At 66.7% G+C, this 20,466-nt stretch carries 18 protein-coding genes and 2 pseudogenes; 13 read left to right on the top strand and 7 right to left on the bottom strand.

Annotated elements, in window-relative coordinates:
* The first annotated feature begins 8 nt into the window (after positions 1-8).
* From ACVWWN_RS09435 to ACVWWN_RS09425, 3 genes are read left to right on the top strand one after another with little or no spacing between them, the layout of a single operon-like run.
* Positions 9-1,139, top strand: a complete 1,131-nt coding sequence (locus ACVWWN_RS09435) for an acyl-CoA dehydrogenase family protein (RefSeq protein ID WP_457143661.1) — start codon at positions 9-11, stop codon at positions 1,137-1,139.
* 2 nt (positions 1,140-1,141) lie between these two features.
* A complete protein-coding gene (gene fadD17, locus ACVWWN_RS09430; protein WP_457143660.1) occupies positions 1,142-2,677 on the top strand; it encodes a long-chain-fatty-acid--CoA ligase FadD17 in 1,536 nt (511 codons plus the stop codon).
* 9 nt (positions 2,678-2,686) lie between these two features.
* Positions 2,687-3,406 carry a DUF6597 domain-containing transcriptional factor gene (locus ACVWWN_RS09425; protein WP_457143659.1) on the top strand — a complete coding sequence of 240 codons (720 nt, stop codon included), beginning with the start codon at positions 2,687-2,689 and terminating at the stop codon, positions 3,404-3,406.
* On the opposite strand, the gene ACVWWN_RS09420 is transcribed toward ACVWWN_RS09425, so the two are convergent.
* A complete protein-coding gene (locus ACVWWN_RS09420) occupies positions 3,343-3,741 on the bottom strand; it encodes a VOC family protein (RefSeq protein ID WP_457143658.1) in 399 nt (132 codons plus the stop codon). The two genes, ACVWWN_RS09425 and ACVWWN_RS09420, sit on opposite strands and share 64 nt — an antisense overlap.
* A gap of 208 nt (positions 3,742-3,949) precedes the next feature.
* Here ACVWWN_RS09420 and lpqN point away from each other — a divergent pair, with 208 nt between their 5' ends.
* On the top strand, positions 3,950-4,672 hold the full coding sequence (gene lpqN / locus ACVWWN_RS09415; RefSeq protein WP_457143657.1) for an envelope biogenesis lipoprotein LpqN: 723 nt from the start codon (positions 3,950-3,952) through the stop codon (positions 4,670-4,672).
* A gap of 9 nt (positions 4,673-4,681) precedes the next feature.
* On the opposite strand, the gene ACVWWN_RS09410 is transcribed toward lpqN, so the two are convergent.
* Positions 4,682-5,803, bottom strand: a complete 1,122-nt coding sequence (locus ACVWWN_RS09410; protein ID WP_457143656.1) for an NAD(P)H-dependent flavin oxidoreductase — start codon at positions 5,801-5,803, stop codon at positions 4,682-4,684.
* Complete coding sequence (locus ACVWWN_RS09405) at positions 5,804-7,453, bottom strand: acyl-CoA synthetase (RefSeq protein ID WP_457143655.1); 1,650 nt, start codon at positions 7,451-7,453, stop codon at positions 5,804-5,806. It abuts the gene before it with no gap.
* Positions 7,454-7,522: 69 nt separating this feature from the next.
* On the opposite strand from ACVWWN_RS09405, the gene ACVWWN_RS09400 reads away from it, so the two are divergent.
* Positions 7,523-8,347, top strand: a complete 825-nt coding sequence (locus ACVWWN_RS09400) for a crotonase/enoyl-CoA hydratase family protein (RefSeq protein ID WP_457143654.1) — start codon at positions 7,523-7,525, stop codon at positions 8,345-8,347.
* Between the two features lie 32 nt (positions 8,348-8,379).
* On the top strand, positions 8,380-9,033 hold the full coding sequence (locus tag ACVWWN_RS09395; RefSeq protein ID WP_457143653.1) for a nitroreductase: 654 nt from the start codon (positions 8,380-8,382) through the stop codon (positions 9,031-9,033).
* Here ACVWWN_RS09395 and ACVWWN_RS09390 read toward each other — a convergent pair.
* The 4 genes and pseudogenes from ACVWWN_RS09390 to ACVWWN_RS09375 all read right to left on the bottom strand — a co-directional run.
* Positions 9,018-10,844, bottom strand: a pseudogene (locus ACVWWN_RS09390) (fatty acyl-AMP ligase); the annotation flags it as partial. The gene ACVWWN_RS09395 and the pseudogene ACVWWN_RS09390 sit on opposite strands and share 16 nt — an antisense overlap.
* A 56-nt stretch (positions 10,845-10,900) precedes the next feature.
* The gene (locus ACVWWN_RS09385) at positions 10,901-12,112 is read right to left on the bottom strand and encodes a cytochrome P450 (protein WP_457143652.1); all 1,212 of its coding nucleotides are present in this window, start codon (positions 12,110-12,112) and stop codon (positions 10,901-10,903) included.
* A complete protein-coding gene (locus ACVWWN_RS09380; protein ID WP_457143651.1) occupies positions 12,109-12,831 on the bottom strand; it encodes an acetoacetate decarboxylase family protein in 723 nt (240 codons plus the stop codon). The genes ACVWWN_RS09385 and ACVWWN_RS09380 overlap by 4 nt, the downstream gene beginning before the upstream one ends.
* Before the next feature lie 43 nt (positions 12,832-12,874).
* Positions 12,875-13,906 (bottom strand): LLM class F420-dependent oxidoreductase, encoded by a 1,032-nt coding sequence (locus ACVWWN_RS09375; RefSeq protein ID WP_457143650.1) that lies wholly within the window; start codon positions 13,904-13,906, stop codon positions 12,875-12,877.
* Between the two features lie 70 nt (positions 13,907-13,976).
* On the opposite strand from ACVWWN_RS09375, the gene ACVWWN_RS09370 reads away from it, so the two are divergent.
* The 7 genes and pseudogenes from ACVWWN_RS09370 to ACVWWN_RS09340 form a co-directional block, all read left to right on the top strand.
* Positions 13,977-14,969 carry a Zn-ribbon domain-containing OB-fold protein gene (locus tag ACVWWN_RS09370; protein WP_457143649.1) on the top strand — a complete coding sequence of 331 codons (993 nt, stop codon included), beginning with the start codon at positions 13,977-13,979 and terminating at the stop codon, positions 14,967-14,969.
* A 10-nt stretch (positions 14,970-14,979) separates the two neighbouring features.
* The gene (locus ACVWWN_RS09365; protein WP_457143648.1) at positions 14,980-16,041 is read left to right on the top strand and encodes a thiolase domain-containing protein; all 1,062 of its coding nucleotides are present in this window, start codon (positions 14,980-14,982) and stop codon (positions 16,039-16,041) included.
* A gap of 3 nt (positions 16,042-16,044) precedes the next feature.
* Complete coding sequence (locus ACVWWN_RS09360; protein WP_457143647.1) at positions 16,045-17,250, top strand: thiolase domain-containing protein; 1,206 nt, start codon at positions 16,045-16,047, stop codon at positions 17,248-17,250.
* A 5-nt stretch (positions 17,251-17,255) separates the two neighbouring features.
* Positions 17,256-18,134 (top strand): TIGR03619 family F420-dependent LLM class oxidoreductase, encoded by an 879-nt coding sequence (locus ACVWWN_RS09355; RefSeq protein WP_457149066.1) that lies wholly within the window; start codon positions 17,256-17,258, stop codon positions 18,132-18,134.
* 13 nt (positions 18,135-18,147) lie between these two features.
* The gene (locus ACVWWN_RS09350) at positions 18,148-18,303 is read left to right on the top strand and encodes a hypothetical protein (RefSeq protein WP_457143646.1); all 156 of its coding nucleotides are present in this window, start codon (positions 18,148-18,150) and stop codon (positions 18,301-18,303) included.
* 449 nt (positions 18,304-18,752) lie between these two features.
* Positions 18,753-20,165: an MFS transporter gene (locus ACVWWN_RS09345; protein WP_457143645.1), complete on the top strand. Its 1,413-nt coding sequence runs from the start codon at positions 18,753-18,755 to the stop codon at positions 20,163-20,165.
* A 200-nt stretch (positions 20,166-20,365) separates the two neighbouring features.
* Positions 20,366-20,443: pseudogene (locus ACVWWN_RS09340) on the top strand (MspA family porin); the annotation flags it as partial.
* Positions 20,444-20,466 lie beyond the last annotated feature (23 nt).

Below are 20,466 nucleotides of genomic sequence, written 5' to 3'. Positions count from 1 at the left end.
GACTGACAATGGATTTCACGACGACCGAAGCGTCGGACGATCTGGGCGGCCTGGTGCGCACCATCACCGAATCGGTGTGCACGACGGACCACCAGCGTGACCTCGACGGGCAGGACGAACGCTTCGACCGCGACCTGTGGAGCAACCTGATCGACGCCGACATCCTGTCCACGGCCGCACCGGAATCGCTGGGCGGCGGCGGTTTCGGCGTCCTCGAGCAGGTCGCGGTGCTGGTGGCGCTCGGCCGCCAGCTGGCCGCGGTGCCGTATCTGGAGTCGGCGGTGCTGGCCGCAGGCGCGCTGGCGAAGTTCGGGTCCGAGCAGCTGCAGCAGGAATGGGCGGTGGCTGCCGTCAACGGCGAGAAGATCCTCACCGTCGCACTGGACGGCGACATGGGCGACGGGCCGGTGCGGGCCACCGGCAACGGCTCGGAGTACCGCCTGACGGGGACACGCACCCAGGTAGGGTACGGTCCGGTCGCCGATGCCTTCCTGGTACCCGCCGAAACCGATGCGGGTACACGTGTTTTCCTTGTCTCGGCAACCGATCCGGCGTTGACCGTCACCTCGCTGGACACGACGGGCCACGGCAGCGTCGGACATCTGGAACTGCAGGGCGTCGAACTCGGAACCGACCGGATCGTCGGCGGCGATCAGGTAGGCGCGGTCGTCGCGTGGCTCACCACTCATGGCACCCTGGGCCGCAGCGCCTTTCAGCTGGGTGTGCTGGAGCGGGCGTTGGAGCTGACGGCCCAATACGCCCGTGAGCGCGAACAGTTCAACCGACCGATCGGCAGCTTCCAGGCGGTCTCATCGCGACTGGCCGACAGCTACATCGACATCAAGGGGCTGCGGCTGACGATGACGCAGGCGGCGTGGCGGCTGTCCGAGGACTCCCGCTCAAGCGGCAAGGACCCCCAACCTGCGACGATCGACGTCAACACGGCGGCGTTCTGGGCGGCCGATGCCGGACACCGGGTCGCGCACACCACCGTGCACGTCCACGGTGGTGTCGGAGTCGACACGGATCATCCCGTGCACCGGTACTTCCTGGCGGCCAAGCAGACCGAGTTCGCCGTCGGCGGCGCCACCGGACAGTTGCTTCGCATCGGTCGCGACTTGGCCGACACCCCGGCCTGAACGTGAGCGAGCGGCTCCCCACCGTCGCCGGCCTGATCACGCCACTGGCCGAGGTCGACGATCGGGGTGTGTACTTCGAGGACACGTTCACCAGCTGGCGCCACCATCTCGAAAACGGTGCCGCGATCGCGGCGGCGCTGCGGGCTCGCCTCGATCCCGACAAACCGCCCCACGTCGGGGTGCTGCTGCAGAACACCACATTCTTCTCGGCGGTCCTCATCGCGGCGGGCATGACCGGCATCGTCCCCGTCGGCCTCAACCCGGTACGCCGCGGCGCGGCACTCGCTCGCGACGTCATGCACGCCGATTGCCAACTCGTGCTGGCGGATTCGGTGTCAGCGCCCGTCCTGGACGGCGTCGGCCAGATCGTCGACCACGTCGTCGACCGAATCGACGTCGATTCCCCGCAGTGGGCCGCGGAGGTGGCGACCCACCGCGGCGCACCGGTGGCGGCACGATCCGCCGATCCGGCGGATCTGTTCATGCTGATCTACACGTCGGGCACCAGCGGCGAGCCCAAGGCGGTCAGGTGCAGCCAGGGCAAGGTGGCCATCGCGGGGGCGACGATGACCCAGCGCTTCGAACTCGGACCCGACGACAGGTGTTATGTCTCGATGCCGCTGTTCCACTCCAACGCGGTGCTCGTCGGATGGGCGGTGGCGCTCGGCTGCCGGGGCTCACTTGTGTTGCGGCGCAAGTTCTCGGCGTCGCAGTTCCTGCCCGACGTCCGCCGTTATGGCGCGACGTACGCCAACTACGTGGGTAAGCCGCTGTCGTATGTGCTGGCCACGCCCGAGCGCGCCGATGATGCCGACAACCCGTTGCGCGCGGTGTACGGCAACGAAGGAGCCCCGGACGACCTCGACCGGTTCGCGCGAAGATTCGGCACCGTGGTGATGGATGGGTTCGGATCGACCGAGGGCGGCATCGCCATCGCCCGTACACCGGACACGCCGCCCGGCGCGCTGGGCCCGCTGCCCGAGGGCACCCAGATCATCGACGTCGAAACGGGTGAATGCTGCCCGCCGGGTGTGACGGGCGAACTGGTCAACGTCTCCGATCCCGGCCGTTTCGAGGGTTACTACAACGACCCGGCGGCCGACGCCGACCGGATGCGCGGCGGCGTCTACCACAGCGGCGACCTGGCCTACCGTGACGAGGACAACTACGCCTACTTCGCCGGCCGGCTCGGCGACTGGCTACGGGTCGATGGCGAAAATCTGGGGACGGCGCCGATCGAGCGAGTGCTGTTGTGCCACCCCGACGTCGTCGAGGTGGCGGTCTACGGGATCCCCGCGACCGATGATGTCGGCGATCAGGTGATGGCGGCCCTGGTGCTCTCCGCCGGCGCCGAGTTCGACGCCGAGAAGTTCCGTACCTTCCTCACCGAGCAACCTGACCTCGGGCCCAAGCAATGGCCGTCGCTCGTCAGGATCAGCGGCGCACTGCCCCGTACCGAGACGTTCAAGGTGGTCAAACGGCAATTGTCGGCCGAGTCCGCCAACTGCGCCGATCCGGTGTGGCCGATCCGGCGCTAGCCTGGGAACGTGGGCTACCGCGAATACGCACCGCCCGCTGCGCTGCGCGACACCGTCGAGTGTTCGTGGGTGGTGGATGGTCCACCCGCTCCGGTGCGGGTGCTGCCCGACGGGTGCATGGACCTGATCCGGATGAACGGCCGGATCATGGTTGCCGGGCCGGACACCAACGCGTCCGTCAGTCCCCGCGGCGATGGCGAACCCTTCGTGGGCCTACGGTTCCTCCCCGGTGCTCTGCCGCGCCTGCTCGGCGTGCCCGCGGCCGAACTGCGCAACCAGCGGGTTCCGCTGGGCGCGCTGCGACCGGTGGCGTCATATCGCTCCTTGGTCGACGTGGCCGTCGCCCTCGACTCGGAAGCCGCCCGGCCCGAAACCGCGCCGTGGTCGCTGCCGTTGCTGCGTCATGTGACCGCCGCACTGGCCGGCGGCGCCACGGTCAGCACGGTGGCGCGCGACATCGGCTGGTCCACCCGCACGCTGCAACGCCACTGCTCGGCCGTCTACGGCTACGGGCCGGCGACCCTGCGCCGCGTCCTGCGTTTCCGGCGCGCTGTCGCACTGGTCAACGACGGCAATGCGCCGGCAGAGGTGGCCTCCCGGGCCGGCTACGCCGATCAGCCGCATCTGCACCGCGAGGTTCGCGAGCTTGCCGGCGTCGCGCTGAGTCAGCTTGCGAGCGGCGCGAACAGATCCACCCAGTTGCCGTCGGGGTCCGCGACGGTCGCATAGCGCTGTCCCCAGGGCGCGTCGTAGGGCTTCAGCGGTCCGGCGTGGCCTGCGGCGGTCACGGTCTCGAAGAGCTCATCGACCTGCGCGGGGGCGTCGACGCCGAACGCCAGCGCGAGCCTGCCGATCGGCGAAGACGGCGGCGTCCAGCCAGGATGCATACCGGCGATGGTGTCCTCCGTGTCGAACGACAGTGTGTTTCCACCGGGGAGGTCCACCGCGACGTGGGTGTCGCCGGATACGGGCACGGGCAGGCCCAGTAGCCGGTAGAAGGACAGCGATCGGGCTACGTCGTGCGCGAAGATCTGGAACACGGTCGATTTCGGGCGAATGTTCATGCCCGGCACGTTAGATCGGTCACGCCGGCGTTGTCATGAACAAATCGGACACGACGGCCCGGCCCCGCACAACCCGGCCGTCAGCAAACGAGCTTCGTCGTCACCGCAAACGTGCAGCATTTCCGGCTACGCTTCGCTACGGCGCGCACACAGACTGTGTTTGCCGTTGATGCGAGCTTGCGTACAACAAACTGACAGGAGTTGATCCATGGGGCGTACAGCAATCTCTGGCATCGTCGCGGTGGCCGCGGCGCTGGCAATCATGCTGTCCGGCTGCGGCTCTGACACCAAGACCGAACCGAGCACCTCGGCTTCGGCATCGACGACCACCAGCTCGGAGACGAGCACCAAGGCGGCGGCCCCGGCGACGAAGTCCAAGATTGCGCCGCGGGACGAGGACGCCGCGGGACCGAACCCGACGATCGCCAGCTACATCGCCGACAACAACATTCAGGAGACCCCGGTCAAGATGGGCGACCCCGGCGCACCCAAGATCGATCTGCCCGCCCCCGATGGCTGGGAGCCCGGCGGCGAGAACACCCCGGACTGGGCCTACGGCGCCATCGTCTACAACGGCCCCGACGCAGGCGATTACACACCGAGCATCGTCGCGCTGATGTCGAAGCTGGCCGGCAACGTCGACCCACAGAAGATCATCGACCTGGCACCGGGCGAGTTGCAGAACCTGCCGGGCTGGAAGGCGATGAACGAGGGTCAGGCCAGCACGCTGGGCGAGTACCCGGCCTATCAGCTGGGCGGCACCTGGAGGCAGGACGGCCAGACGAAGATCGTGGCGCAGAAGACCGTCGTCATTCCGGGTTCCGACGGGCTCTACGTTCTGCAGCTCAACACCGACGGACTCGAGGACCAGGGTGACATCGTCGGTTCCGCAACGGATGTGATCGACCAGCAGACCAAGATCACACCCTGACGAACTCGATCAGCTGTCGCGGATGCCGTCCAGCCGCCGGGCGGCATCCGCGAACCCGGCCACCAGCTCGGCGATGATGTCGGCGACGGGGCGGATCTCGTTCATCCGGCCCACGATCTGGCCGACCGGCATCGCCACGGTGTCGGGATTGTCCGATTCGTTCATCCGCTGGTGCGCCTCGCTGACGAGGATGTTCTGCAAGGGCATCGGCAGGGGCTCCGGCGCCTCCGGTGCATCCCAGGCCTCGGTCCACTTCGTCTTCAGCAGACGGGCGGGCTTGCCGGTGTAGATCTTCCGGCGCACCGTGTCGGCGGAGGTGGCGCGCAGCAGCCCCTCCTGGATCGTCGAGACACCGCCGGGCCTGCGGTGGCCGAGATCGTATTCGGCCGATGTCAGGAACGCCGAGCCCATCCACACCCCGGACGCTCCCAGCGCCAGTGCGGCGGCCACCTGCCTGCCGGTCCCGATGCCGCCGGCGGCGAGCACCGGCGTCTTGCCGTCGAGGGCATCGACGATCTCCGGCCAGAGCACCACCGAACCGATCTCACCGGTGTGGCCGCCGGCCTCGTGGCCCTGCGCGACCACGATGTCGACGCCGTTCTCCACATGCCGCAGTGCGTGTTTGGCGCTGCCGGCCAGCGCCGCGACGGGCACACCGGCCCCGTGTGCCTGGTCGATGACGTCCTTCGGCGGCGAGCCGAGGGCGTTGGCGATCAGCTTGATCGGATGCTTCAGGGCGACTTCGACGTGCGAGCGCGCCACCGAATGCAGCCAGCCGAGTACCCCCTCGGACCGTTCCTCGCCCTCGGGCAAAGGTGGAACACCAAGGTCGGCAAGGGTTTTGGCGACAAAGTCGCGGTGTGACTGCGGAATCAGCTTGTTGATGTCCGTTGCCGTGCCCTCGGTCGGCACCTTGGCCGGCATCACGATGTCGACACCGTAGGGCCTGCCGTCGGTGTTCTCGTCCATCCAGCACAGCACGTTCTCGAGGTCGTCGGCGTCGTTGAACCGCACGCAGCCCAGCACGCCCAGCCCGCCTGCCTTGCTGACCGCGGCCGCGACCTTCTCCGACGGGGTGAAGACGAAGATCGGATAGTCGATGCCGAACCGGTCACACAGGTCAGTGCGCATCTATTTCACCCCAGCGTGTTTGGCGTGCACGTCGTCGGCCGGCCTCGCCTCGGTCTGGTCCTTGGCCCACCGGTAGTCGGGCTTGCCCGCCGGCGAGCGCTTCACCTCGTCGACGAACCAAAGGCTGCGCGGCACTTTGTATCCGGCGATCTCACTGCGGACGAAACTGTCGAGTTCGGCCAGGCTCGGCCGGGCACCCTCGCGCGGGTGCACGACGGCGGCTACGTGCTGGCCGAAGCGCGGGTCGGGAACACCGACCACCAGCGCGTCGAAGACGTCGGGATGCCCCTTGAGCGCGGCCTCCACCTCTTCGGGGTAGATCTTCTCGCCGCCGCTGTTGATCGATACCGAACCGCGACCGAGCATGGTGACCGTGCCGTCCCCCTCGACCTCCGCATAGTCACCCGGGATGGCGTAGCGCACGCCGTTGAACGTCTTGAACGTCTCGGCAGTCTTGTTCTCGTCCTTGTAATAGCCGACCGGGATGTTGCCCTTCTTCGCGATCACACCGCGCACGCCGGAGCCGGGCGCAACCTCGTTGCCGTCCTCGTCGAGCACGACGGTCCGGTGGTCGATCGTCACCCGCGGTCCACCCATGTGGTGTTCGCCCTTGGCGACGATGCTGGTGCCGCCGAATCCCGTCTCGGACGAGCCGATCGAGTCGGTGATCACCCGGTTGGGCAACAGTTCGAGCAGCTTCTCCTTGATGCTCGACGAGAACAGGGCGGCGGTGCTGGCCAGCAGGAACAGCGACGAGAGGTCGTAGGTGTCACCCGCCTCCTGGCGGGCCTCCAGCGCGTCCAACAGCGGGCGCGCCATCGCGTCACCGGTGAAGAACAGCAGGTTCACCTTGTGTTCGTGGATCGCCTTCCAGACCTCGTCGGCATTGAATTCCGGTGCCAGCACGGTGGTCTGACCGGAGAAGATCGACATCCAGGTGGCCGATTGGGTGGCGCCGTGGATCATCGGCGGGATCGGGTAGCGGATCATCGGCGGGTTCGCCGCGGCCGCCTGGGCCAGGTCGTACTCGTCTTTGATGAATTCGCCTGTGGCGAAATCGGTTCCGCCGAAGAGGACCCGGTAGATGTCCTCGTGCCGCCACATCACACCCTTCGGGAAGCCGGTGGTCCCGCCGGTGTAGAGCAGGTAGATGTCGTCGGCGCTGCGCTCACCGAAGTCGCGTTCGGGTGAGCCGTGCTCCAGCGCGGAGTAGAACTCCACACCGCCGTAGCTTCGGTAGTCCAGAGCTGAACCATCCTCGACAACCAGGATCGTCTTGACGTTCTGGGTCTCGGGCAGCACGTTGGCGACCTTGTCGGCGTACTGGCGCTCGTGCACCAGCGCGACCATGTCGGAGTTGTCGAACAGGTAGCGCAGTTCGCCCTCGACGTAGCGGAAGTTGACGTTGACCAGGATCGCCCCCGCCTTCACCACACCGAGCATCGCGATCACGATCTCGATGCGGTTGCGGCAGTACAGCCCGACCTTGTCGTCCTTCCTGACGCCCCGGTCGATGAGGTAGTGAGCCAGCCGGTTGGCCCGCTCCTCCAACTGGGCGTATGTCAGCTGTTCCGCGCCGCAGATGAGCGCGACGCGGTCCGGTACGGCGTCGACGGCGTGCTCGGCGAGATCGGCAATGTTCAGGGCCACAGGACCTAAACTAGAACGTGTTACATTTCGTGACAAGTCTGTGGCATCTACGCAGGAAGGCGGACATCCGTGACCGAGGCAGGTGCTGGTACCGGAACGGCCCCCGACAAGGGCCCCGACGCCCTCATCGAGCAGCGCGGACAAACCCTGATCTTGACGCTGAACCGGCCCGAGGCGCGTAATGCGCTGTCCACCGAAATGCTCTCGATCATGGTAGCCGCCTGGGACCGGGTCGACGCCGATCCCGAAATCCGGACCTGCATCCTGACCGGCGCGGGCGGCTACTTCTGCGCAGGGATGGATCTGAAGGCGGCGACCGCCAAGCCACCGGGTGATTCGTTCAAGGACGGCAGCTACGACCCGTCGCGGATCGACGCCCTGCTGAAGGGCCGCAGGCTCACCAAGCCGCTCATCGCGGCCGTCGAGGGCCCGGCCATCGCCGGCGGCACCGAGATCCTGCAGGGCACCGACATCCGCATCGCCGGCGAGAGCGCCAAATTCGGCATCTCTGAGGCGAAGTGGAGCCTGTACCCGATGGGCGGCTCGGCGGTCCGATTGGTCCGCCAGATTCCGTACACGGTGGCCTGCGATCTGTTGCTGACGGGACGGCACATCACGGCCGCAGAGGCCAAGGAGATGGGCCTCGTCGGATATGTCGTGCCGGACGGCTCAGCGCTGGAGAAGGCGTTGGAGATCGCCGAGGTGATCAACAACAACGGCCCGCTGGCGGTCCAGGCGATACTCAAGACGATTCACCAGACCGACGGCATGCACGAGAACGACGCGTTCAAGATCGACACCAAGATCGGTGTCGAGGTGTTCCTGTCCGACGACGCCAAGGAAGGCCCACTGGCGTTCAAGGAGAAGCGCGCACCCAACTTCAAGATGAAATAGTGGCTTATCTGCCGCCGGTGTGAGGAATGGCGATGTATGACTTGGACGAAGCCATCAACGCCCGTCGGTCGTCGCGTCTCTTTCTACGGGACAAGCCAGTACCGCACGCACTCGTGCGGGAGGCACTTACCCTGGCGATGCGCGCGCCGTCGAACTCCAACGTGCAGCCGTGGCACCTCGTCCTCACGTCGGGACCGGCCAGGGACCGTCTGGTCGAGGCGCTGCTGGAGGAAGCCCAGGCCGAACAGCCGAAGGTCCCCGTGCTGCCCGAGTCGTTTGCGCACATGCGCCGCGACCTCGGCGCACTGGTGTACGGGGCGATGGGGATTGCCCGCCACGACGCGGAGGCCCGAAGGATCGCCGTGTTGCGCAACTGGGAGTTCTTCCGGGCACCACTGGCCGGAGTCGTCTGCATGCACCGGGATCTCGACTATGTCGACGCCCTCGGCGTCGGCATGTTCATCCAGACCCTGCTGCTCGCGTTGACGGCACGTGGCCTGGGGACGTGCGTCCAGGTGTCCATCGCCGGTTACCCCGAGATCGTCCGGGCCCAGCTCGGCATCGGCGAAGAGATGCGGGTGCTGTGCGGGCTGGCCATCGGCTACCCGGATCCGTCGTTTCCGGCCAATTCGTTGCGGGTGCCTCGCAATCCGGTGGAGGCCAATGTGGTGTTCGTCGAGGACTGACCGGCGAGGTATCGGGCGCGGCTCGCTCGCCGGGCCAGCTTGCCGCTGGTGGTCCGCGGAATGGCGCCGGCGGGTACGAAGCGGACTTCGGACACTGCGAGCCCGTGTTTCCGCGACACCGCGGCGCGGACGGCCTCGACCGCGGGCTGCGGATCGGCGCGACTGGTGCCCGCGGCACGCTCGGCGATGATCACGAGGCGCCCGGCGTCGTCGGTGAAGGCCGTCACGTAGCCCCGCCGCACCATCGGCGACGCCTCCGCCGTGGTGGCCTCGATGTCCTGCGGATAGTGATCGAAGCCGTCGATGGTCACCAGGTCGGCGCGTCTGCCGGTGACGTAGAGCTCACCGTCGAGATAGACCCCGAGGTCCCCGGTGCGAAGCCACTCGCCGTCGCCGGGGGCACCGTGCGCATGGGTGCCCGCGGGTAGCCGGGTCCGCAGACGCGCGCCGAACGTCACTCGGCTCTCGTCGGGCCGGCCCCAGTAGCGCCGGCAGACGTTGTCACCGTGCAGCCAGATCTCGCCGACCCTGCCGTCGGGCAACTCCTCACCGGCACCGGAATCGACGATCACGGCCCACTGGCTTCGCGCCACCTGGCCGCACGCCACATGCGCGACGGCGTCGGGATCGTCGGCCGCGGCACGCACGGCCGCACCGGCCCCCAACCGTTCGCGGTCGAGGTAGAGCACGGTCGGCTCTGCTACGGGGTCGATGGTCGAGACGAACAGTGTCGCCTCGGCGATTCCGTAGGACGGCTTGAAGGCCGATCGCGGTAAACCAAAGGGCGTGAAGGCCTTGTCGAAGGACCGGATCGCATCCATGCTCACGGGTTCGGACCCGATGATCAACACCACGTTGCTCAGGTCGACACCGTCGGCCGGGTCGGGCACGCCGCGCTGGGCGGTCCATTCGTAGGCGAAGTTCGGCGCGGCGGTGATCACGCGGCCTTCGCGGGATCCGGCGGACAGCGCATGAATCCATCGTTGCGGCCTGCGGATGAACGCGGTGGGCGCCATCAGCGTCGAGTGGCCGCCGTACACCGCGGGAAAGCCGATCATCGAGAGGCCCATGTCGTGGTAGAGCGGTAACCAACTGACGCCGTGGGTGTTCCGGTCCAGCAGGTCGATCGAGAGGATCATCTGCAGGAGGTTCGTGCCGACCGCCCGGTGGGTCACCTCGACGCCGACGGGAGGCCGCGTCGCACCCGAGGTGTACTGCAGATGGGAGATGTCGTCGACGTCGATTGCCACCGGGGCGAAATCCTGCGCCGCCGAGTCGGTTATCTCGTCGATGACGAGGACGTGCGGTCGTCGCGCGGGCGGACGCACGGCCAGGAACGCTTCCAACGCTTCCCTCGCGGGCGTCGTCGTCAGCACCACGGTCGGCTCGGCGTCGTCCAACGCGGTCTGCAGCCGCTCCACATGGCCGGGCAGTTCGGGCGCGAACAACGGCACCGCGATGGTGCCCGCCTTCACCGCGGCGAAGAAGCCCGCGACGTAATCGAGGCCCTGCGGCGCCAGGATCGCCACGCGGTCTCCGCGTGCGGCAACCTGCTGGACGCGCGCCCCGATGGCGCGCAGCCGGACCCCGAGTCGCGTCCAGGTGATCTCGGTGGGCTGCCCCGCGTCCGAACCGCTGAAGTCGAGGTAACGGTAGGCGACCGAGTCGCCGACGTTGGCGATGTTGCGGTCGATGAGCGATATCAGGTTGACCCCCGGCGGCAACACGATGTCGCCATCGGCGTTGAGGCAATCCTCGATCTGCAGCAACCCGTCGCGCCGAACGGATTGCGGCGGCACGCCACCATCCATGCCCGCAGTTTATTCATCGGGGCGCGCTGTGGCCGCGCCCCGTGATGGAGCTCTCGCTATTCGGCGAGCCTGGGCTTGGTCGGGGTGAAGACGACCGGCATCGTCTCCAGGCCGGAGACGAAGTTCGCGGGTCGCAGCGGCAGCGCGTCGTCGGAGGCCAGCCGCATGTCCGGGAGCCGCTGCAGCAGTTTGGTCTGCATGATCGAAAGCTCGAGCCGGGCCAGCTGGTTGCCCAGGCAGAAGTGCGTGCCGAAGCCGAACGCGAGGTGGTTGTTGGGATAGCGGTCGATCTTGAAACTATCCGGCTCGTCGAACACCTTCTCGTCGAAGTTCGCCGATTCGAACAGCAGGATCATCTTCTCGCCCTGCTTCAGCTCGGTCCCGTGGAACTCGGTGTCGGCAGTGACCGTTCGCGCCATGTTCTTCACCGGCGCGGTCCAGCGCAACATCTCCTCCACGGCATTGGGCAGCAGCCCGGTGTCGCCGAGCAGCCGCCGGTGCTGATCCGGGTGGCGCAACAGCTGCCGGGTGCCACCGGACAACGTGTGCCGGGTGGTCTCGTCGCCACCGATCAACAGCAGCAGAACCTCGGTAACGATCTGGTGGTCCTCGAGCTTGGCGCCCTCGACCTCCGCGTGCACCAGAACACTGACCAAGTCGTCGGTGGGCTGTGCCTTGCGGGCCTCGATCATTCCCATCATGTACTGGCTGTAGGCCGCGAACGCATCCATCGAGACCTTGAACTGCTCCGGGTCGGCCGTGCTGCTCAAGAAGCTGACCAGGTCGTCGGACCACTTGAGGAACATCTCGCGTTCGTCGGGTCGGACGCCCAGCATGTCGCCGATGACCGCCATCGGCAGCGGCGCGGCCAGATCCCACACGAAGTCACACTGGCCGCGCTCGCAGACCGCATCGATCAGGGTGTCGCACAACGGGCCGATCGAGGACTCCAGATCCTTGACCCGCTTGCGCGTGAAGCCGGAGTTGACAAGCTTGCGCCGCAACAGGTGTTGCGGGTCGTCCATCTCGATCATCATCTCGACACCCGGCTGGTCGGGCCGGATCCCGCCCGCGTTGGAGAACAGCTCCGGGTTCCGCTCGGCCGCGATCACCGCCGCGTATGTCGAGGCGGCCGCCAGGCCATTGCGGTGGCGGAAAACCGGTTCGTTGCCGCGCATCCACTTGTAGACGGACCGCGAGGCACCGGCGTAGAACGCGCCGTCGGTGAGATCCACATCCGGTCTTGTCGCCGGCATCGTCGCCGTCATGGTGAAACCTCTTCCGCGTCGCCGAACGACATCTCCACGTTGCCGGCCGCACTCGATACCAGCGCGCGTTTCGGCAAGCCCAGCGAGGCGAGTTCCCTGGCGTAGGGATGTGCGCCCAGGCGGACCCGGGCGCCGCCGAGCCGGTAACGCACGCCTTCGAACGACACCTCATAGGGGCTCTCACGCGTCAGGCCGTCGAGGCACGAGTACGCACGCAACTCCTGTGAGCGTGGCGTCAGCGCAGACGGAACCGCAAGCCCGGGAGCGAATTCCATGCCGATCACAAATCGCCCGTCGATGCTGGCGTCGAAACCGAACTGTCTGCCCTCACGGAGAGTGAAGTCCGCCATGACTTTCGGGAAGCCCCAGATCGTCCGCCCGGCCTCCAAGGTGAAGGCTTGGTCGACGAACATGTGTGCAACAAACGCGGATTGCAACGCCAGGGCGCCGGCACCGGGAGGCCTGACCATCACACACGTGCTGTATTCGTAATACGGGCCGAGGTCGCCATCGATGAAATGAGTCAGTATCAGCGTCGCGATGGCGCGGCCGGGAAACGGCCGGTAGACCCGCAGTCCGCTGTGGTCGATCAGTCGCTGTGCGGCGTCCGCGTCCACCGCGAACATGGCGTTGTGCTGTTGGGCTTTGCGGATTCGCACCGGCATGGTGAGCACAGTGTCGGCGATGGTGTACACCGAAGGCATTACGGTATCGGCCATCCGGCCAATCTAGAACGTGTTATAGACAAGTGGCAAGAACTGGCTATACCAGGGTTGCGAGCTCCTGGATCTGTTCGGCGTTGCGGCCGGTGACCACCATCATCGTGACGCCTGCGGCCTCCCACATCTTGATCTGTTCCCGGACATGGCCGACGTCGCCGACGATCGCGGCGTCATCGACCAGCTCATCGGGTATGACGGTCGCGGCCTCGTCCTTGCGGTCGGTGCGGAACAGCTTCGTCACATCGTCGACGACTTCGGCGTAGCCCATCCGGCGATATACGTCGGCGTGGAAGTTGGTGTCCTCGGCGCCCATCCCGCCCATGTACAACGCCAGGAACGGCTTCATGGCCTCGAAGGCGGCGCTCCGATCGTCGGTGATGACGATGTTGGCCGTCGCGCAGATCTCGAAGTCCTCGCGACTGCGGCGAGCGCCGGCCCGCGCGAATCCCTCGTCCAGCCACTCGTTGTAGGTGTCGGCCATCCGCGGCGTGTAGAAGATCGGTAGCCAGCCGTCGCATATCTCGGCGGCCATCGCGACGTTCTTGGGTCCCTCGGCGCCCAGCATGATCGGGATGTCCGCGCGCAGCGGGTGGGTGATCGGCTTGAGCGCCTTGCCGAGGCCGGTCGTGCCGTCGCCCGACAGCGGCAGGGGATAGTGCGGGCCGTCGCTCGACACCGGCGCCTCGCGCGCCCACACCTGCCGGATGATGTCGACGTACTCACGGGTGCGGGCCAGCGGTTTGGGGAACTTCTGGCCGTACCAGCCCTCGACGACCTGCGGTCCGGAGACGCCCAGCCCGAGAATGTGCCGCCCGCCCGAGAGGTGGTCCAGCGTCAGCGACGCCATCGCGCAGGCGGTCGGGGTGCGCGCGGACAGCTGCACCACCGAGGTGCCCAGCCGCATCCGGCTCGTCGCGGATCCCCACCAGGCCAGTGGGGTGAACGCGTCCGACCCCCACGCCTCGGCGGTGAACACGGTGTCGAATCCGGCGTCCTCGGCCGCGGCCACCAATTCCCCATGGTTGGCCGGTTGCTGCGCGCCCCAATATCCCAGCTGAAGTCCGAGCCTCATCAGAGCTGCCTTTCCCAGGGGTCCCTGCGGCGCCTTGAAACCGTTCTTAGAACCTGTTCTACTCGATGCCGTGACGACCAGCCAAGGCAGCCCGGTGCAGATCGATCATCATGAGCCGCCACTTTCAGCGCCGCTGAGGCTCTCATTCGACTACACCCGTTCAGTCGGACCACTCCTCAGCCAATTCTTCACCGCCCTGCGCGCGCGTCGCATCGTCGGCGTGCGGGGCTCGGACGGGCGGGTGCACGTGCCGCCGGCCGAGTTCGACCCGGTCACCTATGAACGACTAACCGAGATCGTACCGGTGGCCGGAGCCGGAACAGTGGTGTCGTGGACGTGGCAGTCGACACCGCTGGAGGGCCAGCCGCTGGACCGGCCGTTCGCGTGGGCGCTGATCAAACTCGACGGTGCCGACACCCCCCTGCTGCACGCGGTCGCCGCGCAGCAGGGCGAGGTCAGCACCGGTGCCCGGGTCCACGCGCACTGGGTCGACGAACCCGTCGGCGCGATCACCGATATCGCCTACTTCGCACTCGGCGATGACGAGGAACCCGCGGCCGACACGGATCACGACGACCGCGACGCGGTGACGATGCTCGTCGTCCCGACCTCGATCGAAATTCAGCACACCGCTTCGCTTCCCGAGAGCGCGTTCCTGCGGGCACTGGAGGAGGGAAAGCTGCTCGGAGCCAGGACCGGGCATGGCGGGAAGGTGTACTTTCCTGCGCGCGAGGCGGATCCGGCCACCGGCCAGCAGCTCGACGAGTTCGTCGAACTGCCCGACAAGGGCACGGTGACGACCTTCGCGATCATCAACATCCCGTTCGCCGGCCAACGCATCAAGCCGCCGTACGTGGTGGCTTACATTCTGCTCGACGGCGCGGACATCCCGTTCCTGCACCTGGTCACCGAGATCGACGCGGCCGATGTCCGGATGGGCATGCGGGTCGAGGCGTTGTGGAAGCCCCGCGAAGAGTGGGGGCTCGGCATCGACAACATCGACTACTTCCGGCCGACGGGTGAGCCCGACGCCGACTACGACACCTACAAGCACCACCAGTAAGGGCTCCCCAATGACTTCTCATGACGTTGCCGTCGTGGGCTTCGCGCATGCACCGCATGTGCGCCGCACCGAAGGCACCACCAACGGCGTCGAAATGCTGATGCCGTGCTTCGCCGAGTTGTACGCCGACCTGGGCATCAAGCAGACCGACATCGGGTTCTGGTGCTCGGGCTCCTCGGATTACCTTGCCGGGCGGGCCTTCTCGTTCCTGTCGGCGATCGACGCGATCGGGGCGGTGCCGCCGATCAACGAGTCGCACGTGGAGATGGATGCGGCGTGGGCGCTCTACGAGGCCTACATCAAGATCTTGACCGGCGCGGTCGACACCGCGCTGGTGTACGGCTTCGGCAAGTCGTCGGCAGGCGTCCTGCGCCGCGTGCTCGCGCTGCAAACCGACCCGTACACGGTCGCTCCGCTGATGCCCGACGCTGTGTCGACAGCAGGACTGCAGGCCCGGCTGGGACTGGACTCGGGAAAGTGGACCGCCGAGCAGATGGCCCAGGTCGCATTGGACTCGATGAGCGCGGCACCCCGCACCGACTCCGTCGAGCCGGCGAGCTCGATCGACGAACTGCTGGCCCGGCCGTACTTCGCCGATCCGCTGCGCCGACACGACATTGCACCGATCACCGACGGCGCGTCGGCGATCGTGCTGGCGTCCGGCGACAAGGCGCGCGAACTCCGCGAGCACCCGGCCTGGATCAGCGGAATGGAGCACCGCATCGAGACGCCGGTGCTCGGCGCCCGCGACCTCACCGCCTCGCCGTCGACCGCGGCGTCGGCGGCGGCGGCCACCGGTGGTGATGCCGGCTCGATCGACGTGGCCGAGCTCTCTGCCCCGTTCACCCATCAGCAGCTGATCCTCACGCAGGCCATCGGGCTGGGTTCGTCGACCAAGATCAACCCGTCCGGCGGCGCGCTGGCCGCCAACCCGATGTTCTCGACCGGCCTGGAGCGCATCGGCTTCGCGGCCCGGCACATCTTCGACGGTTCGGCGCAGCGGGTGCTGGCGCATGCCACGAGTGGTGCTGCGCTGCAACAGAATCTAGTCGCGGTCATGGAAGGGAACTAGGTCATGGCAGGCAAGCTGGCCGCGGTGCTGGGCACCGGGCAGACCAAGTACGTGGCCAAGCGCAAGGACGTCTCGATGAACGGCCTTGTCCGCGAGGCCATCGACAAGGCGCTCGAGGACTCGGGTTCGACGTTCGACGACATCGACGCTGTCGTGGTCGGCAAGGCGCCCGACTTCTTCGAGGGCGTCATGATGCCCGAGTTGTTCATGGCCGACGCCGTCGGCGCCACCGGTAAGCCGTTGATCCGGGTGCACACCGCCGGGTCGGTCGGCGGCTCGACCGCCATCGTGGCGGCCAGCCTCGTGCAGTCCGGCAAGTACAAGCGCGTGCTGACGATGGCGTGGGAGAAGCAGTCCGAGTCCAATGCCATGTGGGCACTGTCGATTCCGGTGCCGTTCACCAAACCGGTCGGCGCCGGCGCCGGCGGATATTTCGCCCCGCATGTGCGGTCCTACATCCGGCGCTCGGGGGCTCCGACGCACATCGGTGCGATGGTCGCGGTCAAGGACCGGCTCAACGGCGCGAAGAATCCGCTGGCCCATCTGCACCAGCCCGACATCACGCTGGAGAAGGTGATGGAGTCTCAGATGCTCTGGGATCCCATCCGCTTCGACGAGACCTGCCCGTCATCGGACGGCGCCTGTGCGCTCGTCATCGGCAACGAGGAAATTGCGGATCGGCGCGTTCAGGAAGGCCACGCCGTCGCGTGGGTCCACGCCACCGCGCTGCGCACCGAACCGCTCGCGTACTCCGGGCGCGACCAGGTCAACCCGCAGGCCGGCCGCGATGCCGCCAAGGCGCTGTGGCATGACGCCGGGATCACCAGCCCGATCGACGAGATAGACGTCGCCGAGGTCTACGTCCCGTTCTCGTGGTTCGAGCCGATGTGGCTGGAGAACCTGGGCTTCGCCGCGGAGGGTGAGGGCTGGAAGCTCACCGAGACCGGCGAAACGGCGATCGGCGGTCGTATTCCCTTCAACCCGTCCGGCGGAGTGCTGTCGAGCAATCCCATCGGCGCGTCGGGCATGATCCGGTTTGCCGAATCGGCGATCCAGGTGATGGGCAAGGCCGGCGACCACCAGGTCGACGGCGCCAGGAAGGCGCTGGGCCACGCATACGGCGGCGGCTCGCAGTACTACTCGATGTGGGTTGTCGGCAGCGAAAAGCCCGTAGAAAGGCCCGTAGCCAAGCCGGTGGACAGGCCATGAGCAGGATGCAGTACACGTGCAGCGTGGCGATGAGCGCAATCAACGATCTCGTTGAGATCGCCAGCACCGCCGAGGAACTCGGGTTCGACTCGATCGCACTGCCGGACTCGATCTTCTACATGGAGAAGCAGTCGACGGACTATCCCTACACCCCTGACGGTTCACGGATGTGGAACGCCGACACCGAGTGGGTGGACCCGCTGATCGCCGCGGGCGCCATGGGCGCGGTGACGTCGACGCTGCGGTTCTACACCAACGTGATGAAGCTCGGCTCCCGCAACCCGCTGCTGCTGGCCCGCCAGGTGGGGTCGGTCGCCAACCTGACCAACAACCGGTTTGGGTTCGGTGTCGGGATCGGTTGGGCGCCCGAGGAATTCGAGTGGTGCGGCGTGCCGTATCCCGAGCGGGGCAAGCGCGTCGACGAGATGATCGACGTGATCAAGCTCCTCCTGGGCGGTGGCATGGTCGAATTTCATGGTGAGTTCTACGATTTCGACAAGCTGCAGATGAGTCCCGGGCCGTCGAAGCCGGTGCCGTTCTACGTCGGCGGTCACACTGATGTGGCGCTGCGCCGGGCCGTACGGATCGGTGACGGCTGGACCAGCGCGATGATGAAGGGCGAGCAGATCGCGGAGACGATCGGTGCGCTCAAATCGCTGCTGTCGGAAGCCGGCCGGGCCGATGATCCGTTCGAATACCAGGTGGTGTGCATCGACAAGTTCGGCGTCGACGGCCACCGTGAACTCGCCGAGTCCGGTGTCACCGACTACATCACCATCCCGTGGATGTTCGAGGGATTGGGCTTCGACCCGCCGCTGGAGCAGAAGAAGGATGCGATGAAGCGCTTCGCCGACACCTATATCCACTCCGGCTGGCAGGAGTGAAGTCGAGGACCCGATGAGGCCGTCGCACTTCCACCCGGAAGGCAACGGCCATCGGGGCAAGGAAGCGATATCTCGCTTCTACGACATGGCCATCACCCGCAGCGAACTCGAATTCAACTTCGAGAGCTCTCAGTGCGGCAACGAGGAAGCCACGTCCACACCATCGTGATCAGGGCCGGCGGTACGAGGTCGTCGCCGAAGGCGAGATCTGTCGCTCCGCGCGTTCTGGGACCTCGACCGGGCCACCGCCGCCGCGCGCAAGATCTTGGGCATGCCTGACCAGTGTCCCGGGTGTGGCGCCTGAGGCTTGGGGTACGTCGCTTTTCAGCTGCTTTCGGATGCTCACTGGTCGATATGGCCGGGCACGAAGGCGGCAACGTCATTGAACGCCGTTTGAGCCTCGTCACGCAGTGGCGTGGTCTGGCCCACCCGCTGCGACAGACGCGCAAGCATGAGGCCCGCGGTTCGTATCCGAATGCAAGTTCTCGAGTTCTATGTCCGGGCGGCCGGCGATTGCTAAGCGAGCCTTGCGACGCGTATGGTTCGCTCACATGGTGAGGCATGGCCCACAAAGTAGGTAGCGCAGAGATGGCGCTAACACCGGAAGGACAGCACGCGATGACGATGGTGGCGGATGACAATCCGATGACGGTGGCTGAGATCGGGCATCGCCTGGACGCGCTGCCGATCGGCCGCATTCACCGCAAGGTCGTCGTGGCGGTCGGTCTGGGACTGTTCTTCGAGATGTACGAGATCTTCCTGTCGGCCACCATCAGCACCACGCTCAAGACCCAGTACCACCTGGACGGGATGACGCTCAAACTGCTGCTGGCGGCGTCGTTTTTGGGAATGTTCCTCGGTGCCGCGGCGCTGGGACGGTTGGCCGATCGGGTTGGCCGCCGGCGTGCGTTCCTTTTCAATCTGGCCTGGTTTTCGCTGTGGACCCTGGTCGGGGCTTTCGCTCCCAACCCATGGTTCTTGGTGGCGACCCGATTTCTAGCCGGTATCGGGGTCGGTGCCGAATACCCCGTCGCCGACGCCTACCTATCCGATGTCCTGCCGAAGTCACATCGCGGCCGGCTGGCAGCCTGGGCCTACACTTGCTCGTTCACCGCCGTGCCAGTGCTGGGCTTCCTCTCCCTCGCCCTGAGCGGGCGCAGCCTCGCCGGGATCTCGGGCTGGCGGTTGTTGCTGGTAGTCGGTGCGGTTGGCGCGTTTGCGGTGCTGTTGTTGCGGCGCGGCCTGCCCGAATCACCGCGCTGGCTGGCCGGTGTCGGCCGCACGGCCGACGCCGAGGCGGCGATGCGCAAGTTCCAAGACGGCGCCGGTCCGACGCCGCTCGGTGACGCCGGAACATCGGACACTGCGGACGCCGCACCGCACCCCACCACCGTTACCGAGTCACGCGCCGGCATTCCAACGAATCCGGCTCGGCGCCTGTCGGTTTCGCCGTATCGAGAGCGTTTGGGCATGTTGGCGGTGTTTCACACCTTCCAGGCATTCGGCTATTACGGCTTTGGCACCCTGGCCGCCCTGGTCCTCGTCAGCCGCGGATACGATGTCACCGCCTCGCTCCTGTTCACGTCGCTGTCCTACCTCGGCTACCCGATCGGCTCGCTCGTGGCTGTCCCGCTGCTGAAATGGTTCGAGCGCAAGTACCTGATCATGGCGACGGTTGCTGCCATGGCGGTGTTCGGTCTGCTCTTTGCGGTGATCCACAACGCTGCGCTGATCGTGGTCTTCGGATTCCTCACCACCGCGGCCAGCAACGCCTTCTCCAACGTCTACCACGTGTATCAAGCCGAAATCTTTCCCACCGATGTGCGCGCTACCGCCGTCGGCTGGACGTACTCTCTTTCGCGGCTGTCCAGCGGCGTGCTGCCCTTCATCTTGATCCCGGTACTCGACAACTACGGCGCTGCGGCCATGTTCACCGTCGTCCTGGCGGCGCTGGCCGTCACCATCGGCGTCGTGGGCTGGATCGGTCCCCGCACCAGCCGGCGCAGCCTCGAAGAGATCAATCCGGTATGAGCGCTCAATATGGAAGGCGGCCGCCGAGGGGCCCTCGGGGTTGAGCCGCCGGTTACCTTCCCGGCGACGGCGCCGCAGGTGTCCGCTATCGATCATGTTGACAGGCACCGGCTCTCAATAAATCAGCTGTTCGAGCCGACGATGCGTCTGCAGGGCAAGGCAATCCCACCGTCGAGCGCCGGTAACCCGAGTTGGCCGCCCGCTCCCACGCGACGCTGACGAGCTCGATCGACAACACCGATGACGTCATCACCTACCTCGGTATCACCAAGGCCGTTGAGTCCCCGGCCCACCTCCAACG

It is taken from the genome of Mycobacterium sp. URHB0021, from assembly GCF_054057895.1.
Note: the sequence above shows the minus strand (reverse complement) of the source record. Positions and strands in the feature narration are given on the sequence as shown.